Source organism: Microbacterium sp. J1-1 (genome assembly GCF_024498615.1).
Taxonomy (GTDB): Bacteria; Actinomycetota; Actinomycetes; order Actinomycetales; family Microbacteriaceae; genus Microbacterium; species Microbacterium aurugineum.
The window spans coordinates 2,397,563-2,421,088 of the sequence record NZ_CP089590.1; the positions used below are offsets into that span (position 1 = coordinate 2,397,563).

At 68.9% G+C, this 23,526-nt stretch carries 22 protein-coding genes and 1 riboswitch; of the genes, 1 reads left to right on the forward strand and 21 read right to left on the reverse strand.

Annotation, left to right across the window (positions count from 1 at the left end):
- The first annotated feature begins 24 nt into the window (after positions 1-24).
- The gene (locus LRQ07_RS11500; protein ID WP_256534691.1) at positions 25-621 is read left to right on the forward strand and encodes a DUF1349 domain-containing protein; all 597 of its coding nucleotides are present in this window, start codon (positions 25-27) and stop codon (positions 619-621) included.
- 30 nt (positions 622-651) lie between these two features.
- Here the strand turns inward: LRQ07_RS11500 and argH are convergent, their stop codons facing one another.
- The 21 genes from argH to rpmI all read right to left on the reverse strand — a co-directional run bounded on the left by argH (position 652) and on the right by rpmI (position 23,512).
- On the reverse strand, positions 652-2,082 hold the full coding sequence (gene argH / locus LRQ07_RS11505; RefSeq protein ID WP_131492600.1) for an argininosuccinate lyase: 1,431 nt from the start codon (positions 2,080-2,082) through the stop codon (positions 652-654).
- The gene (gene argF, locus LRQ07_RS11510; protein ID WP_131492602.1) at positions 2,082-3,011 is read right to left on the reverse strand and encodes an ornithine carbamoyltransferase; all 930 of its coding nucleotides are present in this window, start codon (positions 3,009-3,011) and stop codon (positions 2,082-2,084) included. Before argF ends, argH begins: the two co-directional genes overlap by 1 nt.
- Positions 3,008-4,213: an acetylornithine transaminase gene (locus LRQ07_RS11515; RefSeq protein ID WP_256534692.1), complete on the reverse strand. Its 1,206-nt coding sequence runs from the start codon at positions 4,211-4,213 to the stop codon at positions 3,008-3,010. The genes argF and LRQ07_RS11515 overlap by 4 nt, the downstream gene beginning before the upstream one ends.
- On the reverse strand, positions 4,210-5,127 hold the full coding sequence (argB, locus tag LRQ07_RS11520) for an acetylglutamate kinase (RefSeq protein WP_232763629.1): 918 nt from the start codon (positions 5,125-5,127) through the stop codon (positions 4,210-4,212). Before argB ends, LRQ07_RS11515 begins: the two co-directional genes overlap by 4 nt.
- Positions 5,124-6,281, reverse strand: a complete 1,158-nt coding sequence (gene argJ, locus LRQ07_RS11525; protein WP_256534693.1) for a bifunctional glutamate N-acetyltransferase/amino-acid acetyltransferase ArgJ — start codon at positions 6,279-6,281, stop codon at positions 5,124-5,126. The genes argB and argJ overlap by 4 nt, the downstream gene beginning before the upstream one ends.
- Entirely contained in the window at positions 6,278-7,330 is a 1,053-nt protein-coding gene (argC, locus tag LRQ07_RS11530) for an N-acetyl-gamma-glutamyl-phosphate reductase (RefSeq protein ID WP_256534694.1), read from the reverse strand. Before argC ends, argJ begins: the two co-directional genes overlap by 4 nt.
- A gap of 239 nt (positions 7,331-7,569) precedes the next feature.
- Positions 7,570-9,750 carry a bifunctional hydroxymethylpyrimidine kinase/phosphomethylpyrimidine kinase gene (locus LRQ07_RS11535; RefSeq protein ID WP_256534695.1) on the reverse strand — a complete coding sequence of 727 codons (2,181 nt, stop codon included), beginning with the start codon at positions 9,748-9,750 and terminating at the stop codon, positions 7,570-7,572.
- The gene (gene thiM, locus LRQ07_RS11540; RefSeq protein ID WP_256534696.1) at positions 9,747-10,595 is read right to left on the reverse strand and encodes a hydroxyethylthiazole kinase; all 849 of its coding nucleotides are present in this window, start codon (positions 10,593-10,595) and stop codon (positions 9,747-9,749) included. The genes LRQ07_RS11535 and thiM overlap by 4 nt, the downstream gene beginning before the upstream one ends.
- Positions 10,586-10,679, reverse strand: a riboswitch (TPP riboswitch). (Overlaps the previous gene by 10 nt.)
- Before the next feature lie 6 nt (positions 10,680-10,685).
- A complete protein-coding gene (locus tag LRQ07_RS11545; protein WP_256534697.1) occupies positions 10,686-11,648 on the reverse strand; it encodes an NAD-dependent epimerase/dehydratase family protein in 963 nt (320 codons plus the stop codon).
- Between the two features lie 73 nt (positions 11,649-11,721).
- Positions 11,722-14,232 carry a phenylalanine--tRNA ligase subunit beta gene (gene pheT / locus LRQ07_RS11550; RefSeq protein WP_256534698.1) on the reverse strand — a complete coding sequence of 837 codons (2,511 nt, stop codon included), beginning with the start codon at positions 14,230-14,232 and terminating at the stop codon, positions 11,722-11,724.
- A complete protein-coding gene (gene pheS, locus LRQ07_RS11555) occupies positions 14,232-15,272 on the reverse strand; it encodes a phenylalanine--tRNA ligase subunit alpha (protein ID WP_047524337.1) in 1,041 nt (346 codons plus the stop codon). Before pheS ends, pheT begins: the two co-directional genes overlap by 1 nt.
- A gap of 51 nt (positions 15,273-15,323) precedes the next feature.
- Positions 15,324-16,250, reverse strand: coding sequence for an amino acid ABC transporter permease (locus LRQ07_RS11560; RefSeq protein WP_131492618.1), 927 nt, complete (start codon positions 16,248-16,250; stop codon positions 15,324-15,326).
- Positions 16,247-16,894, reverse strand: coding sequence for an amino acid ABC transporter permease (locus tag LRQ07_RS11565; protein ID WP_047524336.1), 648 nt, complete (start codon positions 16,892-16,894; stop codon positions 16,247-16,249). Before LRQ07_RS11565 ends, LRQ07_RS11560 begins: the two co-directional genes overlap by 4 nt.
- A gap of 60 nt (positions 16,895-16,954) precedes the next feature.
- Complete coding sequence (locus tag LRQ07_RS11570) at positions 16,955-17,860, reverse strand: glutamate ABC transporter substrate-binding protein (RefSeq protein WP_047524335.1); 906 nt, start codon at positions 17,858-17,860, stop codon at positions 16,955-16,957.
- Between the two features lie 56 nt (positions 17,861-17,916).
- Positions 17,917-18,663: an amino acid ABC transporter ATP-binding protein gene (locus LRQ07_RS11575; RefSeq protein ID WP_194239376.1), complete on the reverse strand. Its 747-nt coding sequence runs from the start codon at positions 18,661-18,663 to the stop codon at positions 17,917-17,919.
- 256 nt (positions 18,664-18,919) lie between these two features.
- Positions 18,920-19,885 carry a TAXI family TRAP transporter solute-binding subunit gene (locus LRQ07_RS11580; protein ID WP_256534699.1) on the reverse strand — a complete coding sequence of 322 codons (966 nt, stop codon included), beginning with the start codon at positions 19,883-19,885 and terminating at the stop codon, positions 18,920-18,922.
- Entirely contained in the window at positions 19,882-21,258 is a 1,377-nt protein-coding gene (locus tag LRQ07_RS11585) for a sensor histidine kinase (protein ID WP_131492620.1), read from the reverse strand. Before LRQ07_RS11585 ends, LRQ07_RS11580 begins: the two co-directional genes overlap by 4 nt.
- 3 nt (positions 21,259-21,261) lie before the next feature.
- The gene (locus tag LRQ07_RS11590; RefSeq protein ID WP_047524331.1) at positions 21,262-21,933 is read right to left on the reverse strand and encodes a response regulator transcription factor; all 672 of its coding nucleotides are present in this window, start codon (positions 21,931-21,933) and stop codon (positions 21,262-21,264) included.
- A 34-nt stretch (positions 21,934-21,967) separates the two neighbouring features.
- Positions 21,968-22,780 (reverse strand): TrmH family RNA methyltransferase, encoded by an 813-nt coding sequence (locus LRQ07_RS11595; RefSeq protein ID WP_256534700.1) that lies wholly within the window; start codon positions 22,778-22,780, stop codon positions 21,968-21,970.
- 117 nt (positions 22,781-22,897) lie between these two features.
- Positions 22,898-23,284 carry a 50S ribosomal protein L20 gene (gene rplT, locus LRQ07_RS11600; RefSeq protein WP_047524330.1) on the reverse strand — a complete coding sequence of 129 codons (387 nt, stop codon included), beginning with the start codon at positions 23,282-23,284 and terminating at the stop codon, positions 22,898-22,900.
- Positions 23,285-23,317: 33 nt separating this feature from the next.
- Complete coding sequence (rpmI, locus tag LRQ07_RS11605) at positions 23,318-23,512, reverse strand: 50S ribosomal protein L35 (RefSeq protein ID WP_017828564.1); 195 nt, start codon at positions 23,510-23,512, stop codon at positions 23,318-23,320.
- Positions 23,513-23,526: the final 14 nt, after the last annotated feature.

Genomic DNA, 23,526 nt, shown 5'->3' on the forward strand with positions numbered 1-23,526 from the left:
TCTAAATGGCTATATTCTGCGAACATGCCTGAATCGCACATCATCCCCTGGTCCCAGGGGACATGGACCACCGCCCCCGCTTCCCCCTCCGGTCTCCCCGACGGCTCGGCTCCCCTCGACATCACCGCCGTGGAGGGCAGCGACGCCTGGCGGCACACCGCCTACGGCTTCGTGCACGACACCGAGCACGCCCTGCTCGCACCCCTCGCGGTCGGCGAGGCGATGGAGGTGTCGTTCCGCGCGCCCTGGGACGGACAGTTCGACCAGGCGGGTGTCTTCGTGCGGATCGACGACGAGCACTGGATCAAGACCGGTCTGGAGTACGCCGACGATCACCTCGGACTCGGCGCCGTGGTCACCGCCGGGGGCTCCGACTGGTCGGTCGGTCACGTCGATGAGTGGCTCGAGAGTGAGATCACGGTACGCGTCAGCCGCTGGGCGGACTCCGTGATCGTGCGCGCCCGTGCCGATGACGGACCGTGGCGTCTCGTTCGGGTCGCCCCGTTCGACGGCACGGCGACGGCATCCGCCGGACCGTTCCTCGCCGCGCCGACGCGCAGCGGACTCACGGTCCGGTTCACCCGGTGGGAACGGTCGTCGGCAGACACCGACCTCCACTGATCCGCTGCGGGCCGGCGGCCCCGCCGTCGACTAGAGGCCGAGGGCGTGGGCGGCCGCCTGCGCGCGAGCGATGAGCTCGGCGCGCTGCTCGGCGACCCGCTCCGGAGCGGTGCCGCCGACGCCGGTCCGCGATCCGACCGAACCCTCGATCGTGAGGACCTCACGCACCTCGGGCACGAGATGCGGGGACACCGAGAGCAGCAGCTCATCGGAAGCGTCCTCCAGTCCGATCCCCTGCTCCTCGCACGCGCGCACGAGCGCACCCGAGATCTCATGGGCGTCGCGGAAGGGCACCCGGCGCTTCACGAGCCACTCGGCGACGTCGGTCGCGAGCGAGAAGCCCTGCGGTGCGAGTTCCGCCATCCGCGCGGTGTCGAAGCGGAGCGTCGCGATCATGCCGGCGAACGCGGGGAGCACGACCTCCAGCGTCTGCACCGAATCGAAGACCGGCTCCTTGTCCTCCTGCAGATCGCGGTTGTACGCGAGCGGGAGGCCCTTCAACGTGGCCAGCAGCCCCGACAGGTTGCCGATGAGACGGCCGGACTTGCCCCGGGCAAGCTCGGCGATGTCGGGGTTCTTCTTCTGCGGCATGATGCTGGAACCGGTCGAGTACCCGTCGTCGAGGGTGACGAAGCCGAACTCGCGGGTGTTCCAGAGGATGATCTCCTCCGAGAGGCGCGAGAGATCGACACCGGTCATCGCCGTGATGAAGGCGAATTCCGCGACGACGTCACGAGCGGCAGTGCCGTCGAGCGAGTTCTCGGCCGGGCGGTCGAGGCCCAGCTCCGTCGCCACGAGCACGGGATCGAGACCGAGCGTGGAACCCGCCAGCGCTCCCCCGCCGTAGGGCGAGACACCGGCGCGGCGACGCCAATCCACGAGCCGTTCCAGCTCCCGCACCAGCGGCCACCCGTGCGCCTGCAGGTGGTGGGCGAGCAGGACGGGCTGTGCGTGCTGCAGATGGGTGCGCCCGGGGAGGATCGCCGTCGGGTGCGCCTCCGCCTGGGCGACCAGTGCGTCGACGACGCGCAGGATGTCTCGTGCGATGACCCGAGCGTGGTCGATCAGATACATGCGCACGAGCGTCGCGATCTGGTCGTTGCGGCTGCGACCCGCACGCAGACGCCCGCCCAGCTCCGGTCCCAGCTCGGCGATCAGTGCCTGCTCGAGCGCACCGTGCACATCCTCGTCCGTCGGCACCGGGCGGAGGGAACCGTCTGCGACACGGCGAGCCACGGCATCCAGCCCCTCGTGCATCCGTCGTGCCTCGTCGGGTTCGAGGTATCCCGCGGCCTCGAGCGCGGTCGCATGGGCATGCGAGCCGGCGATGTCGTACGGAGCGAGGATCCAGTCGAAATGCGTGGAACGGCTGAGCTCGACCAGCTCGGGCGAGGGCCCGGTGGCGAAACGTGCGCCCCAGAGCGCCCCTTCGTTGGTGCCTTCATGCGTCGAGTCGGTCATCACGCGTCCTTCTTGCCGAGCAGCCACACGAGAAGCGCCTTCTGCGCATGCAGCCGGTTCTCTGCTTCATCCCAGACGACGCTCTGCGGTCCGTCGATGACCGAGGAATCGACCTCGTAGCCGCGGTCCGCCGGGAGGCAGTGGATGAAGATCGCCTCCGGGTCGGCGAGCGTCATCGTCTCGGGGGTGACCTTGTAGCCGCCGAGGTCACGGATGCGCGCGATCTTCTCCTCCTCCTTGCCCATCGAGACCCAGGTGTCGGTCACGACCACGTCGGCCCCGGCGGCGGCCTCGACCGCGTCGGTGTACAGCGTGATCGATCCGCCGGTCTCGGCCGCACGGCGGTCGGCTGCCTCGATGACGTCGGCGCGCGGTGCATAGTCCTCGGGCGACGCGATGCGCACGTGCATCCCCGCCGTCACGCCGGCGAGGGCGTAGGAGTGCGCCATGTTGCTCTGCCCATCACCGAAGAACGTGAGCGTGAGACCCTTCAACTCGCCCTTGTGCTCACGAATCGTCAGCAGATCAGCGAGCAGCTGGCAGGGGTGGAAGTCGTCGGAGAGCGCATTGATCACCGGCACGCGCGTGCCGGCGGCCATCTCCTCGAGTCCGGACTGCGCGTAGGTGCGCCAGACGATCGCGGCGACCTGGCGCTCCAGCACCCGTGCGGTGTCGGACGGTGTCTCCTTGCCCCCGAGCTGACTGCTGGCGGTGGAGATGATGAGCGGCGAGCCACCGAGGTCGGCGATGCCCACCGCGAACGACACCCGAGTGCGCGTCGAGGACTTGTCGAAGATCACCGCGACGGTCTGCGGCCCCGCAAGACTCTTGTCCGCCCAGCGGTCCTTCTTCAGTTCGAGGGCGAGGTCGAGGATCTCGGCCTGCTCGGCGGGCGTCAGGTCATCGTCACGCAGCAGGTGGCGGGTCATGCGGATACCTTTCCGGAGAGGGAAGCCTGTACGTCGGCGAGGGCAGCGGTGAACAACTCACGGAACTCTGCGAGCTCGGCGTCACCGATCGTGAGGGCGGGCGCGATGCGGACCGTCTCCGGATTGGCGGCGTTGACGATGAGGCCGCGCTCCTGAGCAGCGGCGACCACGGCTCCGGCCACCGGCGCGGACAGCGCCACGCCGATGAGCAGACCGCGTCCGCGCACGCCGTCGACGAGCGGGGAGTCCATGCCGAGCAGGAACTCACGCAGCTCGGCGCCCCGGCGGGCGGCGTTCTCGACCAGCCCGGCACTCTCGATCTCGGCGAGCACCGCGTCGGCGACCGCGGTCGCGAGCGGGTTCCCCCCGAAGGTGGAGCCGTGGGACCCCGGCGTGAAGAGCGCGCTGGCGGAACCGTAGGTGACCAGAGCACCGATCGGGAAGCCACCACCGATGCCCTTGGCCAGGGTGATCGCGTCGGGCGTGATGCCCTCATGACTGAACCCGAACCATGCGCCCGTGCGGCCGGCACCGGTCTGGATCTCGTCGACGATCAGCAGCGCGCCGTGCGCGAGGGTCAGCGAGCGTGCAGCGGCGAGGTAGCCCTCCGGCAGCTCGACCACACCGGCCTCGCCCTGGATGGGCTCGACGATGACGGCGGCCACCCGATCATCCATCGCCGCCTGCAGCGCCTCGATCGTGGCCGGAATGTGCTCGACGCCACCCGGCATCGGCTCGAAGGGCGCGCGCATGGAGGTCTTCGCCGTCAGGGCGAGCGAGCCCATGGTGCGTCCGTGGAAGCCGTTCTCGAGCGCGAGGATGCGCGGCCGCTCGACGCCGCCGTGCAGACGGGCGAGCTTGAACGCGGCTTCGTTCGCTTCCGCACCGGAGTTCGAGAAGAACACGCGTCCGTCGATTCCGGCACCGGCGAGACGCTTGAGACGTGCGGCGAGGGCGAGCTGGGGCGGAGTGGCGAAGTAGTTCGATACGTGGGCGAGCGTCGCCGCCTGGGCCGACACCGCCTGCACGAAGGCCGGGTGCGCATGCCCGAGGGAGGTCACCGCGATTCCCGCGAGAAAATCGAGGTGGCGTCGGCCGTCGGCATCCCACAGGTACGAACCCTCGCCGCGGACCAGCAGCGCGAGCCGCTCCCCCGCGTTGAGCACGAGATCGCGTGCCGCATCGTCCTGCCAGACGGTCATGCCGTCACCTCATTCCTTCCCAGGACCACTTCGGTCCCGATTCCTTTGCTGGTGAAGAGTTCGACGAGCACCGAATGCGGCACCCGTCCGTCGATGATCGCCGCGGCATCGACGCCGCCCTCGACCGCATCGAGACACGCGCGCATCTTCGGGATCATCCCCGACTCGAGCGTCGGAAGCATGTCGATGAGAGCCTCCGATGTGAGGTGCGAGACGAGCGAGTCGCGGTTCGGCCAATCGGCGTAGAGTCCGGGCACGTCGGTGAGGATCACGAGCTTGCGGGCGTTCAGAGCAACCGCCAGCGCCGCCGCCGCGGCATCCGCGTTGACGTTCAGCGACTGACCGGGGTGGTCGAGGTCGGGCGCGATGCTCGAGACCACGGGGATGCGCCCGGCCACGAGGTGGTCGTGCACCGGGGTCGGGTCGACTTCGACGACATCGCCGACGCGTCCGAGATCGACCTCTTCTCCGTCGATCACGACGCCGCGACGGCGTCCGCCGAAGAGACCGGCGTCCTCACCACTGAGCCCGGTGGCGATCGGCCCATGGGAGTTGATCTTGGAGACGAGCTGCGGGTTCACCTGACCGGTGAGCACCATGCGCACGACGCTGATCGCCTCGGTATTGGTGACGCGGTATCCGCCCTTGAACTCGCTCGGGATCTCGAGTCGCTCCAGCATGTTCGAGATCTGCGGACCGCCGCCGTGGACGACGACCGGCAGCACGCCGACGTACCGGAGATACGCGATGTCCTGCGCGAAGGCGTCCTGCAGCTCTTCCGAGACCATCGCGTTGCCGCCGTACTTGATGACGACGATCTGATCGCGGAACTTCTTCAGCCACGGGAGGGACTCGATGAGGGTCGTGGCCTTCTGCGCGGCGACCTCGGCCGGAGTGTCCTGGATGTCGGTCATGAGGCGTACGCGCTGTTCTCGTGCACGTAATCGTGCGTGAGGTCGTTGGTGAGCACCGTGGCCGCGGCCTCGCCCGACTTCAGATCGATCACGACGTGGGTGGCGCGCGGGGTGAGGTCGACCTCTTCCCGCGGACGGTCGGGACCGCCTTCGGTGCACACGCGGACGCCGTTCATCCAGACGTCGACGTCATAGGGATCGAACTGCGCGTTCGTGGTGCCGATCGCGGCGAGCACACGTCCCCAGTTCGGGTCGTTGCCGAAGATCGCCGCCTTGAAGAGGTTGTTGCGTGCCACGGACCGGCCGACCTCGACCGCGTCCTGCTCGGACACCGCCTGCCGGACCTCGATCGTGATGTCGTGGCTCGCGCCTTCCGCGTCACCCTGCAGCTTCAGCGCGAGTTCCTGACACAGTTCCCTGAGGGCGGCGGCGAAGTCCTCGAGGTCCGGGGCTACCTCCGAGGCACCGTTGGCGAGAAGCGTGACCTGATCGTTGGTCGACATGCACCCGTCCGAATCGAGCCGGTCGAACGTCTTCCCGGTCGCGCGGCGCAGGGCCTCGTCGGCCTGCAGCGGTTCGAGGACGGCATCGGTCGTGATCACCACGAGCATCGTGGCGAGTCCGGGCGCGAGCATTCCGGCCCCCTTGGCCATGCCGCCGATGGTCCAGCCGTCGCGGCTGATCACCGCCGTCTTCGCGACCGTGTCCGTGGTCATGATCGCGTGAGCGGCGTCGTCCCCGCCGTCTGCGCTGAGCTCGGCGATCGCCTGCTCCGTGCCGGCGAGCACCCTCGCCCGGAAGGTCTCGTCTCCGGTGCCGATGAGCCCCGTGGAGCAGATCAGCACATCGCCGGCGCTGACACCGAGGAGTTCGGCTGCCTTCTCCGCGGTCTGGTGGGTCGTCTGGAAGCCGAAGGAGCCGGTGAAGCAGTTCGCCCCTCCGGAGTTGAGCACGACGGCTTCGACGACGCGATCGGCCACGGCCTGCTGCGACCAGATGATCGGATTCGCCTTGGCACGGTTGCTGGTGAAGACGGCGGCGCCGACCTTGCGCGGTCCCCGGTTGACGACGACGGCCACGTCCGGCTTGCCTGTCGACTTGAGTCCTGCGGCGACACCGGCCGCTTCGAATCCTGCGGGGGCGGTGACGCTCACGGCGCGACTCCGTTCAGTGAGAGGGCGCGGGCCTCGGGCAGTCCCAGCGCGATGTTCATGGATTGGATGGCAGCGCCGGCGGTGCCCTTGACGAGGTTGTCGACGGCGGTGACCACGGTGACGCGGTTGGCGGAACGGTCGATCGCGAGACCGATCAGTGCGGTGTTCGCGCCGACCACGTCGGCGGTCCGCGGGAATCGTCCTTCCGGGAGCAGCTGCACGAAGGTCTCATCCCCGTACGCGCTCTGCCAGGCGTCCCGGATCTGCGCATCGGTCGCGCCGGACGCGATCGGCGCCGTCGAGGTCGCGAGGATGCCGCGCGACATCGGGACCAGCACCGGGGTGAAGGAGATCCGGATGCCGTCGGGGTCTGCGCCCGAGGCTGCGGCGAGCGCCTGACGGATCTCGGGAATGTGCCGGTGGGTTCCACCGACGGCATACGGGTTCGCGGATCCGAGGATCTCGCTCGCCAGGAGATTCGTCTTGAGGCTCTTCCCCGCACCGGACGGGCCGACCGCCAGCACCGAGACGATGTCGGAGGCGTCGATGACCCCGGCGGCCACTCCCGGGGCGAGGCTGAGGCTCACGGTGGAGGCGTTGCAGCCGGGAGCGGCGATGCGCGTCGCACCCCGGAGGTGCTCGCGCTGCTTCACGCCGTCGACCAGGAGCTCCGGCACGCCGTAGGTCCACGCCTCATGGAACGCGCCGCCGTAGAACGCGTCCCAGGCCGCGGCCGACGTGAGCCGATGGTCGGCTCCGGCGTCGATCACGAGCGGGGTGTCGCCCAACGCGTCGGTGTACTGACCGGACTGCCCGTGCGGGAGCGCCAGGAAAACGATGTCGTGGCCGGACAGGATGTCCGGTGTGGTCTCCTGCAGCGTGAGGTGCGCCAGGGAGCGCAGGTGCGGCTGGTGATCGACGAGGGGTTGCCCGGCGTTCGAATGCGCCGTGACGGTGCGGATCTCCATGTCGGGATGGTCTGCCAGGAGGCGTAGGATCTCGCCGCCTGCGTAGCCGGATGCGCCGGAGACGGCGACGGAATACGTCATGCTTCTACCTTAACGGTCGGGTCTTCCTCGAAAGGAGGACCGAGGGGCGGGGCCGGAGGCGGCGACACCGGCACTCACCGCCGCAAGGGGGCAGGCAGGAGGGCGGGGTCGCCTACAGTCGGCGGCCGCGGCGTCGGCGCACAGCGATGACGCTCGGAGCGAGCGTCGGAGAAGCGGTGGCGGCCGAAGGCATGTCGCGACAGTAGCGCGGCCCCGGCGGCCACCGCAAATCCGGGCCGTCATCCGGCGGGCGAGAACTCCATCGGCGCGGCGAAGAAGGCCAGCTCGTGCGCGCTCGAGACCTCGAACACGCGGCTCATCCTCGCGCGGGTCGCGGCGTCCGCCCGTGCGGCTGCTCCGGAGGCGTAGAGGATCGCCGTCTCGGTCGCCTCCTCGAACGCAGGGTCGGCGTATGTCGCGAGCCAGGAGGCGAAGGGATGCTGCGGATCCCGCGCATACTCGCCGAACTCCCCGGCATGCAGGCGCCGGCCGAGGTCGGTGTAGAGCCAGAAGCAGGGAAGGACGGCTGCGACGATCTCGGCGTAGTCCCCGCCGAATGCGACCGACCTGAGGTGATCGAGGTAGGCCGTGGTCGCCGCCGACGGTTCCGCGGCGAACGTCGCCGCGCTCACCCCCTGCTGCGGCGTCAACCACGAGGCATGGAGTTCGAGCTCGCCCACGATGGACCCGTGGGCGGAGTGTGCCCAGAACGCCTGCTCAGCCGACGTCGGGGCTCGTCGCGCCGCCTCCGACAGCACCCGGGCGTACTCGCGCAGGTACAGGGCATCCTGCGCGAGGTACGAGAGGAAGGGCTCGCGCTCCAGCGAGCCGTCAGCAAGAGCACGGATGAACGGCAACTCGTCGATCTGTGCGCGGATGTCGGCGATGCGCTGCCACCACTCGGATGCGACCTCCGAGGCAGGGACGTCCGAGGCGGCGACCTCCGACGCAGCGACTCCGCTCGTCGTGTCCGCCCGTTCCCACAGTCCGGCGAAGTGGTTGATGGGGCCGTGCCCGCGCCCCACCCGCAGTGCCTCCCCCGCACGGAGCGATTCACGCAGCCAGCTCCGCGCCGCGCGGACCGCGTGCTCCGGCTCCAGACCCCGTGCCAACAGCGTGGCGAGGGCGGAGGAGAGCGAGCAGCCGGTGCCGTGGGTGCTCGAGGTGACGATACGCGCCCCGCTGTACTCCTGACGTCGCCCGTGACGAGCGTCGATCAGCGCGTCCGGGGCGTCGTTCCCCGCGAGATGTCCGCCCTTGACCAGCACGGCGACCCCGACATCCGTCGACAGGTCTTCCGCGGCGGCGATCGCCTCCGGCCAGTCCCCGACGTCGCGCCCCGACAGGACGGCGAGCTCGGCCAGGTTCGGAGTCACGAGCGTGGCGCGACGGAGCAGATCCCGCAGTTCCCGCTCCGCATCCGGCTGCAGGAGCCGATCCCCCGAAGTCGCCACCATCACCGGATCGAGGACGACGATGGGCGGACGGACCCGATCGAGCCACGCAGCGACCGTCCGGATAACCTCGGCGTCGGCGAGCATCCCGATCTTCACCGCGTCGATCACGATGTCATCCGACACCGCGTCGAGTTGGTCGCGGAGGAACTCTGCCGGCGGCACGTGCACACCGCGCACGCCCTGGGTGTTCTGCGCGGTCAGCGCGGTGAGCACGGCCATGCCGTATCCGCCGTTGGCCGCGATCGACTTGATGTCGGCCTGGATCCCTGCGCCACCGGACGGGTCGCTCCCGGCGATGCTCAGCACACGCGGAACCGAACCTGCGAGCCACCGCCGCCGGAAAGCACGGGCGGTCGCCGCAGGGTCTTCCGCCGCGCACAGCGCCGAGACCACGGCGATGCCGGCTGCACCGGCATCCCGCAGTGCCTCGGCATCGTCGAGCCCCACGCCGCCGATCGCGACGCACGGGAGCGGACTGCGTGCGACGAAGTCACGGAATCCGTCGACTCCGAGCGGCGCCGGGTGATCCGGTTTCGTCGCGGTGGGCCGGATCACGCCGACACCCAGGTAGTCGACCGTCCCCACCGGCAGCGCGAGCACGGCCTCGAGGTGCGCGGCACTGTTCGCCGTGAGGCCGATCAGCGCATCGGGTCCGAGTACCTCGCGCGCCCGCCGCACGGACGCATCGCCCTGCCCCAGATGCACGCCGTCGACGCGCGCACCCCGTTCGCGGGCGGCGACGGCAGCATCCAAGCGGTCGTTCACGACGAGGAGCGCCCGTCCGTCGATCGCCCGCGACACCGCGATCAGCTGTTCGACGATCTCGGCCTCCGTCGCCGTCTTGTCCCGCACCTGGACGACGCGCACACCACCCTCCACAGCCTGACTGACGGTCTCGACGACACCACGATCACCGCAGAGTTCGGGATCGGTCACGAGATAGAGCGAGAGATCGGCGGTCACCGCGCACCGCTCTCGACGCGAGCCTCGGCGACGAGGTCTTCCGGGCGCAGCGCTGCGAGTGCATCCAGCAGCGATACCGCGAAACTGCCCGGACCCCGTGCTGTCGTTGCGGCATGCTCGGCGGCGATCGTGTATCCGAGGCTCGCGGCGGCGACCGCCGTGAGCGCATCGTGCCCCGTCACCCTGGCGGCGCCGAGGAGCGCGGCCATGACTGCGCCGAGGGCACAACCGCCGCCGGTGACCCTGGTCAGGAGCTCATGACCGTTCGCGAGTCGCAGGACCCGCTCGCCGTCGGTGAGGAGATCGACCGGACCCGAGACCGCGACCACGGCACCCGTCCTCGTCGCCAGGGCAGCCGCAGCGTCGGCAGCGGCATCCGTACTGTCCGTCGCGTCGACACCTCGGCCACCCGCGCTGACTCCGGCGAGGGCGAGGATCTCGGAGGCGTTGCCTCGGATCGCGGTCGGGCGCTGATTGGCCAGGTCATGCGCCAGCGTCGTGCGGATCGGCAGGGTGCCGATCACGACCGGATCGAGCACCCACGGTGTCCCGGACGCGGTCGCGCCGGCGACGGCTTCGAGGATCGCAGCCCGCTGCTCCGGCGTGGGCGTGCCGAGGTTGATCAGCAGGCCGGAGGCGACCCCGGCGAACGGCTCGGCCTCGCCGACGATGTCGACCATCGCGGGTGCCGCACCGGCGGCGAGCAGCACGTTGGCGGTGAACCCCGTGACGACCGCGTTGGTGATGCAATGCGTCAAGGGCGGAGCCTCACGCACCACCTCCCACAGCGCCGCGGCGGAGCCGACGAGATCGGTGGTGGATTCAGGACGCAGAAGATCGCTCATCGCGACATCCCTTCGCTAGTACGAACTAGATCAGGTTCGACGGGTCTGTTCTCAGCCGCGGATGCGGCACCCCGTGTCACTGCTCGCAGTCTAGCGATCGGCCAGGAGCGCGCGTTCCTCCGCCCGGGTGAGTCCGGCACGTCGCGGCCGATCGACGCCGCGGGCGCGCTCGTCGACGATGACCCGCCCGATCGTGTCGGCGAGGGCGCGGAGCGAGCCTCCCGACGCACGGAACGCTGCGTTGGACCGCGTCATGAATCCCGTCATCTCCGGCGGCAGCCACAGTGGAAGCGACCGCGGTCCGGCCCAGTGCTCGACCTCCCGAGCGACGAGCCAGTCCTCGTCGGCGACGGCCGTGTCACCGGTGTGCCCTGCTGCCGAACGTACCGCCTCCAGCACGTCGGAGAGCGAATGCCTGTCACCGATCGCGTTCACCACCCCGCTCCGAGTCACCGTCACGATGAACTCGGCCAGGTCGTCGACATCGATCACCTGCGCAGCTCTCCCCTCGAGCGGTGGCAGCAGCACCGGCTCCGCGCCGGCGCGCGTGAACGCCGCCGCCCAGTATCCGAACCTGTCGCTCGGATCTCCGTCCCCGACGATGAGCCCGGGGCGCACGATGAAGGCCCGCGCTCCGAGCGCCGAGACGGCGTCTTCGGCCGCGGCCTTCTGCGCCCCGTACTCGTAGACGTCTCCGGGACGGGCGGGCGGATGACGGGGAGCTGATTCGTCGGCCCCGACCGTCTCATCATCGGCGTACACCGACATCGAGGACACATACGTCCACCGTGCGGCACGCTCACCGAGAGCGTCGACGGCACGAGCGACGTGCGACGCTTGCGAGGAGATGTCGACCACATGGTCCCAGTCGCGCTGTGCGAGTGCGTCGTACGCCTCGGCAGCCTCCCGGTCTCCGCGCACGAGCTCGGCACCCTCGGGCGCAGGTCGTGTTCCGCGGGCGAGACAGGTCACTGCCGCACCGGCATCGACCCATCGACGCGCGATCCGCCCCGAGAGCCAGCCCGTACCGCCGAGGATCAGCACATCCGACATGGCTCCATGTCAGCAGGAATCGACCACACGCGAAAGAGCTTCCGCTCAGAGCAGATTGCGCCCGAGGTCGTGCTCAGTCGCGCAGCGCCGCCCCGAACCGTTCGGCCGCCACCGCGACGCCCGCGAGCTTGGCCTCGGTGGCCTCCGCAGCGGTGAGGGTGCGGTCGTCGGCACGGAACCGCAGGGCGAACGTCAGGCTCTTGGAGCCTTCCGGCACGCCCTCCCCGCGATAGTCGTCGACGAGACGCACGGACTCGAGCATCGCACCGGCGCCCTCAGCGAGAGCCGCCTGCACATCCGCGGCGGGAACCTCGGCCGGCAACGTCAGCGAGACGTCCTGCGTGGCAGCAGGGAACGTCGACAGCGACGCGGCCACGACACGGCCGCCCGCGAGCGACAGGACGCGGTCGAGGTCCAGCTCGAACACGGTCGCACGGCCGGGGAGGTCGGCGCCCTCCGCCACCGCGGGGTGTAGCTCGCCGACGTAGCCGACCTCTTCCTCGGCGATCCGGAGGGATCCGGTGCGGCCGGGGTGGAGTGCGGCACGCTCGGCCTGCACGACGTCGATCTCGACTCCGGCGGCGGCGGCGATCACACGGACGGCGTCCAGCGCCTCGACCAGACCGGCGGGTTCGGCCGGGCGACCGGGCTGGCGCGGTGACACGTGGCCGGTGAGCAGCGCCGAGACGAACCGGTGCTGCGGCGGGATCGAGGCGTTCAGCGCGGCGAGCGTCTCTTCCGACGGGCGCTCCCCCAGGGGCGGCACATCCTCCGTACCGTACTCCACACCGGGCTCGGGCAGGAAGACGACGCCCGTCTCGAAGATCGCGAGGTCGGTGAGCCCGCGCGAGATGTTGCGGTGCGCGGTCTGCAGCAGACCGGGGATGAGCGATCGACGCAGGGAGGGCGCCTGACCATCGAGCGGATTCGCCAGGCGGATGCTCGGCAGGTGCTCCCCCGACGCGGAACCGTGCAGGTCGTTCTGCACCTCGGTGGTGAACGGGAACGACGGTGTCTCGACGAGCCCCGCGGCGGCCAGGGCATCGGCCACGCGACGGCGACCCTGCTGATGCGCGGTGAGCCCGCGACCGGACGGCGGCGTCGGCAGCACCGAGGGGATGCGGTCGAGCCCGTGGATGCGGGCGACCTCCTCGGCGAGCGTCCACTTGTCGGTCAGGTCGGGACGCCAGGTCGGCGGGATCACGATCCAGCCGGACCCTGTCTCGGAAGCGGTGACGTCAGCGCCGATGGTGGTCAGCGCCCCGGTGATCTCGTCGTCGGTGTAGTCGACGCCGATCAGACCCTGCACGAATCCGGCCGGGAGCTCGATCTCGCCGACGAAGACCTCGGCGAACAGTGCGCCACCCTCCTCGGTGAGCGTGCCACCGGCGAGCTCGACCATCAGGTCTGCCGCCCGGCGCGCGGCCGCGAAGGGGATGAGCGGGTCGACGCCGCGCTCGAAGCGCTTGGACGCCTCGCTGGGCAGCTTGTGACGGCGTGCCGAGCGGGCGATGGTCGTCGGGTCGAAGGTCGCGGCCTCGATGAGCACGTTCCTGGTGGTGTCGCTCATCTCCGTCGTGCCGCCGCCCATGACACCGGCGAGGCCGATCGGACCCGACTCGTCGGTGATGAGCAGGTCTTCCACGTGCAGCGCGCGCTCGACGCCATCGAGCGTGGTCATCTTCTCGCCCGGGGTCGCACGCCGCACGGTGATGCCGCCGGTGAGCTTGTCGAGGTCGTATCCGTGCAGCGGCTGGCCGAGTTCGAGCATCACGTAGTTGGTGATGTCGATCAGCACGCCCAGCGAACGCATGCCCGCGAGGCTGAGCCGCGCGACCATCCATGGCGGAGTCGGACGCGAGGGGTCGACCCCCCGGACGACGCGGGTCACGAACTCGCTCGCACCGACACGGCCACGGACCGGCGCGGTGTCGTCGACCACGGTGGTGTGGCCGGTGCCCGGCTGCAGTTCGGCGAAGTCACGCTCGGCGGGATCGCGGAAGTCTGCTCCGGTGGCGTGCGCGTATTCGCGGGCCACACCGCGCAGCGAGAACGCGTAGCCGCGGTCAGGCGTGACGTTGATCTCCACTGCCACGTCGTCGAGACCGAGCAGCGCGATCGCGTCGGTACCGACAGGAGCATCGATGCCGAGATCGGACAGCACGACGATGCCGTTGTGCTCGTCGCCGAGGCCCAGCTCCCGCGCGGACGCGATCATGCCGTCGGAAACGTGACCGTAGGTCTTCCGTGCGGCGATCGGGAACGGGCCGGGCAGCACGGCACCGGGCAGCGTCACGACGACCTTGTCACCGGCCACGAAGTTGTGCGCACCACAGACGATGCCGCGGATGCCGCCGTTCGCCTCGCCCACATCCACCTGGCACCAGTTGATGGTCTTGCCGTTGGACTGCGGCTCGGCCTCGAGCGACACGACCTGTCCGACCACCACGGGACCCGTGATGTCGAAGCGGTGCACGTCCTCCTCTTCGAAGCCGACGGTCACCAGCGCGCCGAGGACGTCCTCGGGCGTGGCATCCGCTGCCAGATCGACGTATTCACGCAGCCACGAAAGCGGGACGCGCATCACACCACCATCCCGTACTGCTCGCTGAATCGGACATCGCCCTCGGCCATGTCGCGCATGTCCTGGACGTCGCTGCGGAACATCAGGCCCCGCTCGATGCCCATACCGAACGCGAAGCCGCTGTACTCCTCCGGATCGATCCCAGCCGCGCGCAGCACGTTCGGGTTGACCATGCCGCAGCCGCCCCACTCGATCCAGCGCGCGCCGCCCTTGAAGGTCGGGTGCCACAGGTCGAGCTCGGCGGAGGGCTCGGTGAAGGGGAAGTAGTTGGTGCGGAAGCGGGTCTTGGCCTCGGGGCCGAAGAGCAGCTTCGCGAAGTGGTCGAGTGTGCCCTTGAGGTGCGCCATCGTGATGCCCTTGTCGATCACGAGGCCCTCGAACTGGGTGAACACCGGCAGGTGCGTGGCGTCGAACTCATCAGTCCGGTACACCCGCCCGGGGCACAGCACGTAGATCGGCACCTCGCGGTCGAGCATCGAGCGCACCTGCACGGGACTCGTGTGGGTGCGCATCACGAGATGGCGCGATGTCGGGTCCACGTAGAACGTGTCCTGCTCCTGACGCGCGGGGTGATCGACGTCGAAGTTCAGGGCGTCGAAGTTGAACCACTCGTGCTCGAGCTCCGGTCCCTCCGCGATCTCCCAGCCCATTCCGACGAAGATGTCGCAGACCTGGTCCTGGAGGAGCGTGAGCGGGTGCCGGGCACCGACGCGGGTGCGAGAAGGCACGGCCGTGATGTCGATGCGCTCGGCCTCGAGTCGCGCAGCGACCTCCGCCTCGGCGAGCTCGGCCTCCTTGGCGGCGAGCGCCTTCGTCACCTGCCCGCGCCCCTGCCCCACGAGCTTGCCGAACGCGGCCTTGTTCTCGGGGGCGACCTGTCGCATCGAGGCGTTCAGGACGGCAAGCGGCGATCCGTCGGCAACGTGTGCGGCGCGGGCCGCCTTCAGCTCGGCGGTGTCGGCGGCTGCGGCGATGGCCGCGAGGGCATCGGCGACCGCGGCTTCGACCGCTTCCGGGGTGATTTCAGGAGACTCTGACACGAGAGTCGAGTCTACCGGCGCGTCGCCCCACCGACCGACGGCGCAACCGCATCAGATGCCCTGAGGCGGTGGTCCGCCGAACCCGCCCCCACCGCGCTGCAGCGTGATCAGTTCGGTATCGGTGCCGTCCTGGTGCGGACGCGGATCCACGCCGCCGGCCGGAACGCCGTCGTGCCCACGCGGCGAGCGCCGGGTGCGGATCTCCAGCCACTTGGCGATCCCGGAGAGGATCAGGCACATGATGATGTAGATGCCGCCGATGACGAACGCCGACTGCAGCACGGGGCGTCCCTGCTGAGACGTGAGCTGCTTCGCGAAGTAGAGGAGTTCGGGGTACGTGATGATGAAACCGAGCGCGGTGTCCTTCATCGTCACGACCAGCTGGGCCACGATCACGGGGAGCATCGCCCGGATCGCCTGCGGCAGCAGGATCAGACGCATCACGCCGCTCTTGCGCAGACCGATCGCGTAGCCGGCCTCCTTCTGCCCTCGGGGCAGGGATTCGACGCCGGCGCGGAGCACCTCGGCGAGGACGGATCCGTTGTACGCCATGAGCGCGATGACGACGGCCCAGTACGGGTCCATCTTGACGCCTGCGACGGGCAGACCGTAGTAGAGCAGCATCATGAAGACGAGGACCGGCACGGCTCGGAAGATCTCGGTGATCGCCGTGACGGGGACACGCACCCAGGCATGATCGGACATCCGACCGATGGCGAGCACGAATCCCAGCGCGATGGCGAGGATCGCTGCGAGCCCGAACGCCGCGAGAGTTCGGCCGAGAGCACCGAAGATCTGCTCCCAGACGGCGCTGAAGGTGAAGACGTACCACCGGGACGCGTCGAACTGTCCGCTCACGTAGAAGCGGTAGCCGATGAAACCGAGCAGGGCAAGCACCACGACGACGGTGGCGACACCGATCAGACGGTTGCGCAGGATCGCCTTGGGGCCCGGGACGTCGTACAGGACGGAAGTCATCGCGCGATCCTCCACTTGTTCTCGAGATACCGTTGGAGCCAGCTGAGGAGCAGGACGAGCGCGACGAAGATGACGGCCACCCAGAGCAGCACCGAAAGCGCATTCTCTCCGCGTTCACTGAGGTAGGAGCGGACGGCTCCGAGCTCGAGGATCGAGAAGCCCGCCGCGACGGTCGTGTTCTTCAGAAGCGCGATGAAGACGCTCATCATCGGTGGCACGACCGAGCGGAACGCCTGCGGGAGGACGACCAGAGTCATCACCTGTCCGAACGGGAGGCCGATCGCCCTGGCCGCCTCCGCCTGGCCGACGGGGACGGTGTTGATACCGGCGCGCAGCACCTCCGCCACGTACGTGGCCGTATAGATGCCGATGGCCAGGATGCCCAGCACGGTGGTGCTGAGCTTCGGCAGCCCGAGCTGCGGGTAGCCGAAGATGAAGAAGAAGAAGACGAGGGTCAGCGGGGTGTTGCGGATCAGGTTCACGTACACCGTGCCGACACCGCGCGCGATGGGCACGGGTGAGACGCGGGCCGCCCCGACGATGATCCCGAGGATGAGCGCGAGCAGTCCACCGCCGAAGAAGATGATCAGCGTGTTCTTGAGCGCTTCGCCCCACAGGTCGAGGTTTCCGAAGATGACGTCCACGCCACCCTCCCCTTCACGATTCGGAGAGGGGGCGGCCCTGGAGCCGCCCCCTCTGTTCGATCAGTCGACGGCCGGCTGGCTGACTTCGATGCCGGACGATCCGAGGTTCTTGTCGAAGATCGCCTGCCAGATGTCGCCGCCGTCGGTGAACATCGTGTTGATGAACTCCTGCAGCGCGGCGTCGTCCTTCGCCAGGCCGACACCGTAGCGCTCCTCGGTGAAGGGCTCACCGACCACCTTCAGGTTGTCGGGGTCCTGAGCCGCGTAGCCGATGAGGATGGCCTGGTCGGTCGTGACCGCCTGGACCTCGCCGGAGAGCAGCGCCTCGACACAGGCCGAGTACAGGTCGAACTCCTTGGTGGGGACATCCGGGTAGTTCTCGCGGATGTTCTGGATGGGTGTGGAGCCGGTGGCCGAGCACACGGTGGTGTCGGCGTTCAGGTCGTCCTCGCTCTTGATGGTGTCGTCGTCGGCCGCGACGAGCAGTCCCTGCCCGGTGATGAAGTACGGGCCGGCGAAGGCGATCTGCTCCTTGCGCTTGTCGGTGATCGAGTACGTGCCCACGTAGTAGTCGATGTCGCCGTTCACGATGGCCTGCTCGCGGTTGGCGGAGGCGATCGGCTTGAACTCGATCTTGTCCTCGTCGTAGCCGAGCGAGGCGGCGATCCAGCGGGCGATGTCGACATCGAATCCGGTGCGCTCACCGGTGGTCACGTCGAGGTAGCCGAGACCGGGCTGGTCTTCCTTGACACCGATGACGACCTGGTCGCGGTCCTTGATGTTGTCGAACGTGGGGCTGCCCTCGAGCTGGACGTCGGTCGCGACCTCGAACCAGGTGCTGTCCTCTCCGGCGTCACCGCCATCGGTGCCACCGGGCGTCGACGGGCTGCCGCTGTTGCAGGCCGTGAGCGCGAGCAGTGCTGTCGCCGCGATTCCGATGCCCGCCAGTGTCCGTGTGCGTCGCATGTGCGTCTCCTTCGTGTGCTGTGTGTGCAGGGTCTGTGTGGTCGGTGTGTGGGCCGTCAGTGCGTGAGGAGCTTCGAGAGGAAGTCCTTGGCGCGGTCGCTCTTCGGGTTCGTGAAGAACTCCTCGGGCTTGGCCTCCTCGACGATCCGGCCGTCGGCCATGAAGACGACGCGATCGGCGGCCTTGCGCGCGAAGCCCATCTCGTGGGTGACCACGATCATCGTCATGCCGTCCTGCGCCAGCTCGACCATGACGTCGAGGACCTCGTTGATCATCTCCGGGTCGAGGGCGCTGGTCGGCTCGTCGAACAGCATGACCTTGGGCTGCATGGCCAGAGCACGGGCGATCGCCACGCGCTGCTGCTGACCACCCGAGAGCTGAGCCGGGAGCTTCGACGCCTGCTGCTCCACGCCCACGCGCTTGAGCAGGAGCATCGCCTCGGCTTCGGCATCGGCCTTCTTGAGCCCACGGACCTTGATCGGACCGAGGGTCACGTTCTCGAGGATGGTGAGGTGGGCGAAGAGGTTGAACGACTGGAACACCATGCCGACGTCCGCCCGCAGGTGAGCGAGCCCCTTGCCCTCGGCGGGCAACTCCTTGCCGTCGATGCGGATGCTGCCGCTGGTGATCGTCTCAAGGCGGTTGATCGTGCGGCACAGGGTCGACTTGCCGGAGCCGGACGGGCCGATCACGACCACGACCTCTCCCGGGTTCACGCTCAGGTCGATGTCGGTGAGCGCCTGGAACTCGCCGTAGTGCTTCTGGACGTTCTCGACCACGACGAGCGGGGTATCAGAGGTCATCATTTCTCCAAGCTAGCCACGTCGTACCCCGGGTTCCAGGGTCATCGGTGAGATTTACACGTTCGTAATCACCTGATCGCGGCACCAATGCAGCTCTGCATGGGTACCCCACGGCCCGCCCCCACGGGCCGCGGGATGGTCCTGCCGCCTCGCCCCCCAACGACAGCTGAGCAGCAGGATCCGATCGTGTGCGATCGACCTCACCTTGGCAGAGCGTCGAGCCCGGTGTCAGACTTCTTGAGGATTTCTTGAGCCGTCAGCCGCGGAAGTCCCGGTAGTAGTCGATCGCGCCGGGATGCAGCGGGACCGGGGCGGTGAAGATCGCCGAGCGACGGTCCAGCAGCGCGGCCGTGGGCACCTCCGCCGCGAGACGCAGGCGTGCTTCGAACAGCCCTGCGAGCATGTCCCTCGCGACGGCGTCCGGGGTTGCGGACGCCGTGACGAGATAGTTCGGCACTGCCATGGTCGGCGCGGAGGCGACGAGCCCATAGGTCCCTGCCGGCACTTCCGCGGGCCGGTACGCGTGCGAGTATCCGTCGTTCACCTCGTTCACCCACTCTTGCTCGATCGGGAGCAACCGGACGGAGGAGGTGTCGGCGAGTTCCGCCACACCGGGTGTAGGCAATCCGCCGACCCAGAAGAAGCCGTCGATCTCTCCCCGACCCATCGCGTCGATGGACTCGCTGAGATCGAGTTGCGGGTTCCGGATCGTGGTGATGCCGACGCCGGCCGCGTCCAGCACGCGTCCGGCGATCACCGTCACCCCGGAGTTCTCCGCCCCGAGCGAGATCGTCCGACCCGCCAGGTCGCCGATGTCATCGATCTCCGAGTCCCCGCGCACGACGATCTGCACGTACTCGTCGTACAGACGCGCGAGAGCGCGCACCGGGAGCGGGTCATCGAACGCGCCCGTTCCCGCCACGGCATCCGCGGCCGCGTCGCCCTGGGCGAACCCGATCACGGCCTCTCCGGAGCTCACGCGCAACAGGTTGTCGACGGATCCGGCCGTCTCGTCGGCCGACATCGCGATGTCCAGCGAGCCCGACAGCTCCTCGGCGAGATGACTGCCGTAGTCGTAGTAGACGCCGGTGGACCCGCCGGCGGCGATCACGTACTCCCCGTCGGTCCATTCGTTCGCGCGCTGACTGCACGCGGCCAACGCTCCCACCAGGAGGATCGAGAGGAGGCCAGCGGTGAGTCGCCGCAGCACCGGCGCGGTCATGGCCTCGTCCTGTCGTGGAGCAGCAGCGAGACGAGGAGACCGCCGCTCTCGGCCGACGAGACCGTCAGTTCCCCGCCCACCGTCTCGAGCAGGTCGCTTGCGATCGCGAGCCCGAGACCGGAACCGGGCGTGTCCTGAGTGTCGGCGTTCCGCCAGAACCGGTCCGTCGCCGCGGCCGCCTGCTCCGGCGTCAGCCCGGGCCCGTGATCGCGGACCGTGACCCGGCAGACGTCACCCGAGCGCTCCGCACCGATCTCGATCCCTGAGCCTTCCGGCGAGTACTTCACGGCGTTGTCGATGACGGCATCCAACGCGCTCTCCACGATCGTCCGGTCGGTGACGCTCATGACGGACGACTCCCCTGACGTCTGCAACGAGATCCCCCGCTGTCCTGCCACGTCCCGCCAGGCGTCGAGACGACGGGCTGCCAGCGTCGCGAGGTCGACCGCGGAGATGGTCGAATCGGTGCGTCCGCCGCGGGCGAGGCCGAGCAGCGTCTCCAGGATCCGCGTCATCCGGCGTCCCTCCTCCCGCGTCTCCTCGACGTCGTCGTCCCACTCGCGTCCGAGTCCGGTCGCCAGGTGCTCGACGCGCAGGAGGAGAGCGTTGAGGGGGTTGCGCAGCTCGTGCGAGGCGTTGAGCGCGAACTCCTGCTGTCGGGTCATCACCCGCTCGATCTGGTCAGCCATCCCGTTGAACACCCTGGCCATGCGACGCAGCTCCGGAGGACCGGCATCCTCCGCGACACGCGCATCCATCTCGCCGCGCTCGATCGCTGCCATCGCCTCGTCGAGCCGCCCGACCGGCGAGAGGACCCACCGGGCGAGACGGAACACCAACAGCACTCCAAGGGCGATCAGCACCAGCGCGATGGCGGAGATGAGCAGAAGCTGTTGCAGGATCGCCGCGCGCGGCGCGTCGGCGTCACCGGCGACAAGCACCGCCCCGATCACATCCCCGTCGTCGAAGACCGGCTCGGCGAGGGCGGCATCGGCGACCGTCCACGGGTACACCGCCGCGGGCTGCTCCGCGCGCCGGCCGGACAGCGCCAGTCTGACTCGTTCCGCGTCCTCCTCCGCGAGCACCCCTGGGCTGTCGTCGCCCGCCGCCCAGATACTCCCACCCAGGTCGAACACCGTGACCTCGATCCCGTAGACCTCCCGGAACCTCGCCGCCTCCGCCTCGATCACCGCGGCACTGCCGGAGCGGAGGGCCTGCCGGGCGCTCGTGACGAAGTAGCCAAGATCACCGAGCTGCTGCGTGTAGAAGGCCTGCTGGACGCTGCGCGCAGCGCTCCAGCCCGCGGCGCCTCCCAGCGCGACCAGGATCGCCACGAGGGGCACGAGGAAGACGATGACCAGACGCCGGCGCATGGCTCAGGAGCCCGCCAGCCGGTAGCCGACTCCGCGGACCGTCTCGATGAGACCCCGGGCCCCGCTCTTCTTCCGGATCGCCCCGACGTGCACTTCGAGCGAGTGGCCGAAGCCCCGCCAGTCCGTGTTCCACACCTCGCGGATCAGACGCTCCTTCGGCACGGCGACACCCGGATAGCGTGCGAGCACGGCGATGATGTCGAACTCCTTGCGCGTCAGGTCGATCGGCACCCCGTCGACCGACAGTTGACGTGCCACGAGATCGATCTGCAGCTCGCCGCCGTGCAGCAGGACCCGCGCGTCGGACTCCGGGCGTATCGGACGCGATCGTCGGGTCACGGCCTCGATCCGGGCGAGGAGCTCATGCACGTCATACGGCTTCACCACGAAGTCGTCCGCGCCCGCGCGCAGTCCCTTGATGCGCTCGGCGACCTGGTTGCGCGCCGTCACGATCACGATCGGCACCTCCGACCGCCCGCGGATGCGGCGACACAGATCGATGCCGTCGACGTCGGGAAGCCCCAGATCGAGGAGGACGACCTCGGTGTCCGCACCGAGGAGTTCCAGCGCTGCCGCGCCGTCCGCGGCACGAACCGTGGCGTAGCCGGAGCGGGCGAGGAACGCTTCGAGCGCGCCGGCGACCCGGTCGTCGTCTTCGACGATCAGAATCCTCATCGACTCGGCTTCCCGCTTCCTTCGTGTGCTTCGCTCAGCCCGCGGAGTCCGCCCGCTGAGCGAAGGCGCTCTCGTAGAGGCACACGCTGGCGGCGGTCGCCAGGTTGAGAGACTCGGCGCGACCGAAGATCGGCAGCTTCAGCACCCGATCGGCGAGCGCGAGCGCATCGTCTTCGAGACCACGGGCCTCGTTGCCGAAGAGCCAGCCGGTCGGCTCGGCGAGAGTGCCCTCCGCTCGGGCTTCGAGCAGGTCGTCACCCTTCACGTCTGCCGCGAGGATGCGGAGGCCTGCCGCGTGCGCACGGGTGACCACGTCGGCGAGATCGCCCCCGACCGACACGGGGAGGTGGAACAGCGAACCGGTCGTGGCACGGACGACCTTCGGGTTGTACGGGTCGACGGTTCGCCCCGTCAGCACGACCGCATCGGCACCCGCGGCATCGGCCGCGCGGATGATCGTGCCCAGATTCCCGGGATCGCGGACCTCTTCGCAGATCGCCACGAGTCGCGGAGAGGCCTCGAAGATGTCACGCACCGATGTCGGCGTCTGGTGGACGACCGCGACCAGCCCCTGCGGAGTCACCGTGTCGGCCATCGCGTTGAGCACGTACTCGGTCACATACTCGACGTCGATGCCGGCGTCAGCAGCCTTCCCCCGGATGTCGGGGTGCTTCTCCCAGCCGCTCGGTGTCGCGAACAGCTCGACGATCGCCTCCGGACGGTAGGTAAGCGCCTCACGAACGGACTGCGGCCCCTCGAGGAGGAACAGGCCGGTCTCGGTGCGCGCGCTGCGCTTGGTCAGCTTGGCGACGGCACGGACTCGGGGCGAACGCGGGTTCTCCAGCACGATCACAGTCTAGGGAACGCACAGCCGGTTCCCGCACCATCCACGCAAGGGCCACCCTCCCCCGAGAAACGCCACAGGGCGCCCTCCCGAAGGAGAGCGCCCTGTGTGAAGAGGTGCTTACGCAGCAGACTTCGGCGCGTTGACGTCGGAGGGCAGAGCCTTCTTCGCCGTCTCGACGAGCGTCGTGAACGTCGCCGCGTCGTTGATCGCGAGGTCGGCGAGCATACGACGGTCAACCGTGACACCCGCAAGGCCGAGGCCCTGGATGAAGCGGTTGTAGGTCATGCCGTTCTGGCGAGCCGCAGCGTTGATGCGCTGGATCCACAGACGACGGAAGTCGCCCTTGCGCTTGCGACGGTCCCGGTACGAGTAGACCAGGGAGTGGATGACCTGCTCCTTGGCCTTCCGGTAGAGGCGCGAACGCTGACCGCGGTAACCGGAGGCGCGCTCGAGGATGACCCGGCGCTTCTTGTGGGCGTTTACTGCCCGCTTGACTCTTGCCATTTTCCTGTGTTCCTATTCGTGCGTTCGGACGCGTCAGCGGCCGAGAAGCTTCTTCGCGACCTTGGTGTCAGCCTTCGACAGCACCTGGTCCTGGTTCAGACGACGGGTGCGACGGCTCGACTTGTGCTCGAGGTTGTGGCGCATCCCGGCCTGCTGCTTCTTCAGCTTTCCGCTACCGGTGATCTTGAAGCGCTTCTTAGCACCCGAGTGGGTCTTCTGCTTCGGCATCTTCTCTTCCTTCG

Coding starts and splice junctions, on each gene's coding strand:
- LRQ07_RS11500 (WP_256534691.1), top strand. CDS start 25: ATGCCTGAATCGCACATCATCCCCTGGTCCCAGGGGACATGGACCACC.
- argH (WP_131492600.1), bottom strand. CDS start 2,082: ATGACCGACTCGACGCATGAAGGCACCAACGAAGGGGCGCTCTGGGGC.
- argF (WP_131492602.1), bottom strand. CDS start 3,011: ATGACCCGCCACCTGCTGCGTGACGATGACCTGACGCCCGCCGAGCAG.
- LRQ07_RS11515 (WP_256534692.1), bottom strand. CDS start 4,213: ATGACCGTCTGGCAGGACGATGCGGCACGCGATCTCGTGCTCAACGCG.
- argB (WP_232763629.1), bottom strand. CDS start 5,127: ATGACCGACATCCAGGACACTCCGGCCGAGGTCGCCGCGCAGAAGGCC.
- argC (WP_256534694.1), bottom strand. CDS start 7,330: ATGACGTATTCCGTCGCCGTCTCCGGCGCATCCGGCTACGCAGGCGGC.
- thiM (WP_256534696.1), bottom strand. CDS start 10,595: ATGAGCGATCTTCTGCGTCCTGAATCCACCACCGATCTCGTCGGCTCC.
- LRQ07_RS11545 (WP_256534697.1), bottom strand. CDS start 11,648: ATGTCGGATGTGCTGATCCTCGGCGGTACGGGCTGGCTCTCGGGGCGG.
- pheT (WP_256534698.1), bottom strand. CDS start 14,232: ATGCGCGTCCCGCTTTCGTGGCTGCGTGAATACGTCGATCTGGCAGCG.
- LRQ07_RS11560 (WP_131492618.1), bottom strand. CDS start 16,250: ATGACTTCCGTCCTGTACGACGTCCCGGGCCCCAAGGCGATCCTGCGC.
- LRQ07_RS11570 (WP_047524335.1), bottom strand. CDS start 17,860: ATGCGACGCACACGGACACTGGCGGGCATCGGAATCGCGGCGACAGCA.
- LRQ07_RS11575 (WP_194239376.1), bottom strand. CDS start 18,663: ATGACCTCTGATACCCCGCTCGTCGTGGTCGAGAACGTCCAGAAGCAC.
- LRQ07_RS11580 (WP_256534699.1), bottom strand. CDS start 19,885: ATGACCGCGCCGGTGCTGCGGCGACTCACCGCTGGCCTCCTCTCGATC.
- LRQ07_RS11585 (WP_131492620.1), bottom strand. CDS start 21,258: ATGCGCCGGCGTCTGGTCATCGTCTTCCTCGTGCCCCTCGTGGCGATC.
- LRQ07_RS11590 (WP_047524331.1), bottom strand. CDS start 21,933: ATGAGGATTCTGATCGTCGAAGACGACGACCGGGTCGCCGGCGCGCTC.
- rplT (WP_047524330.1), bottom strand. CDS start 23,284: ATGGCAAGAGTCAAGCGGGCAGTAAACGCCCACAAGAAGCGCCGGGTC.
- rpmI (WP_017828564.1), bottom strand. CDS start 23,512: ATGCCGAAGCAGAAGACCCACTCGGGTGCTAAGAAGCGCTTCAAGATC.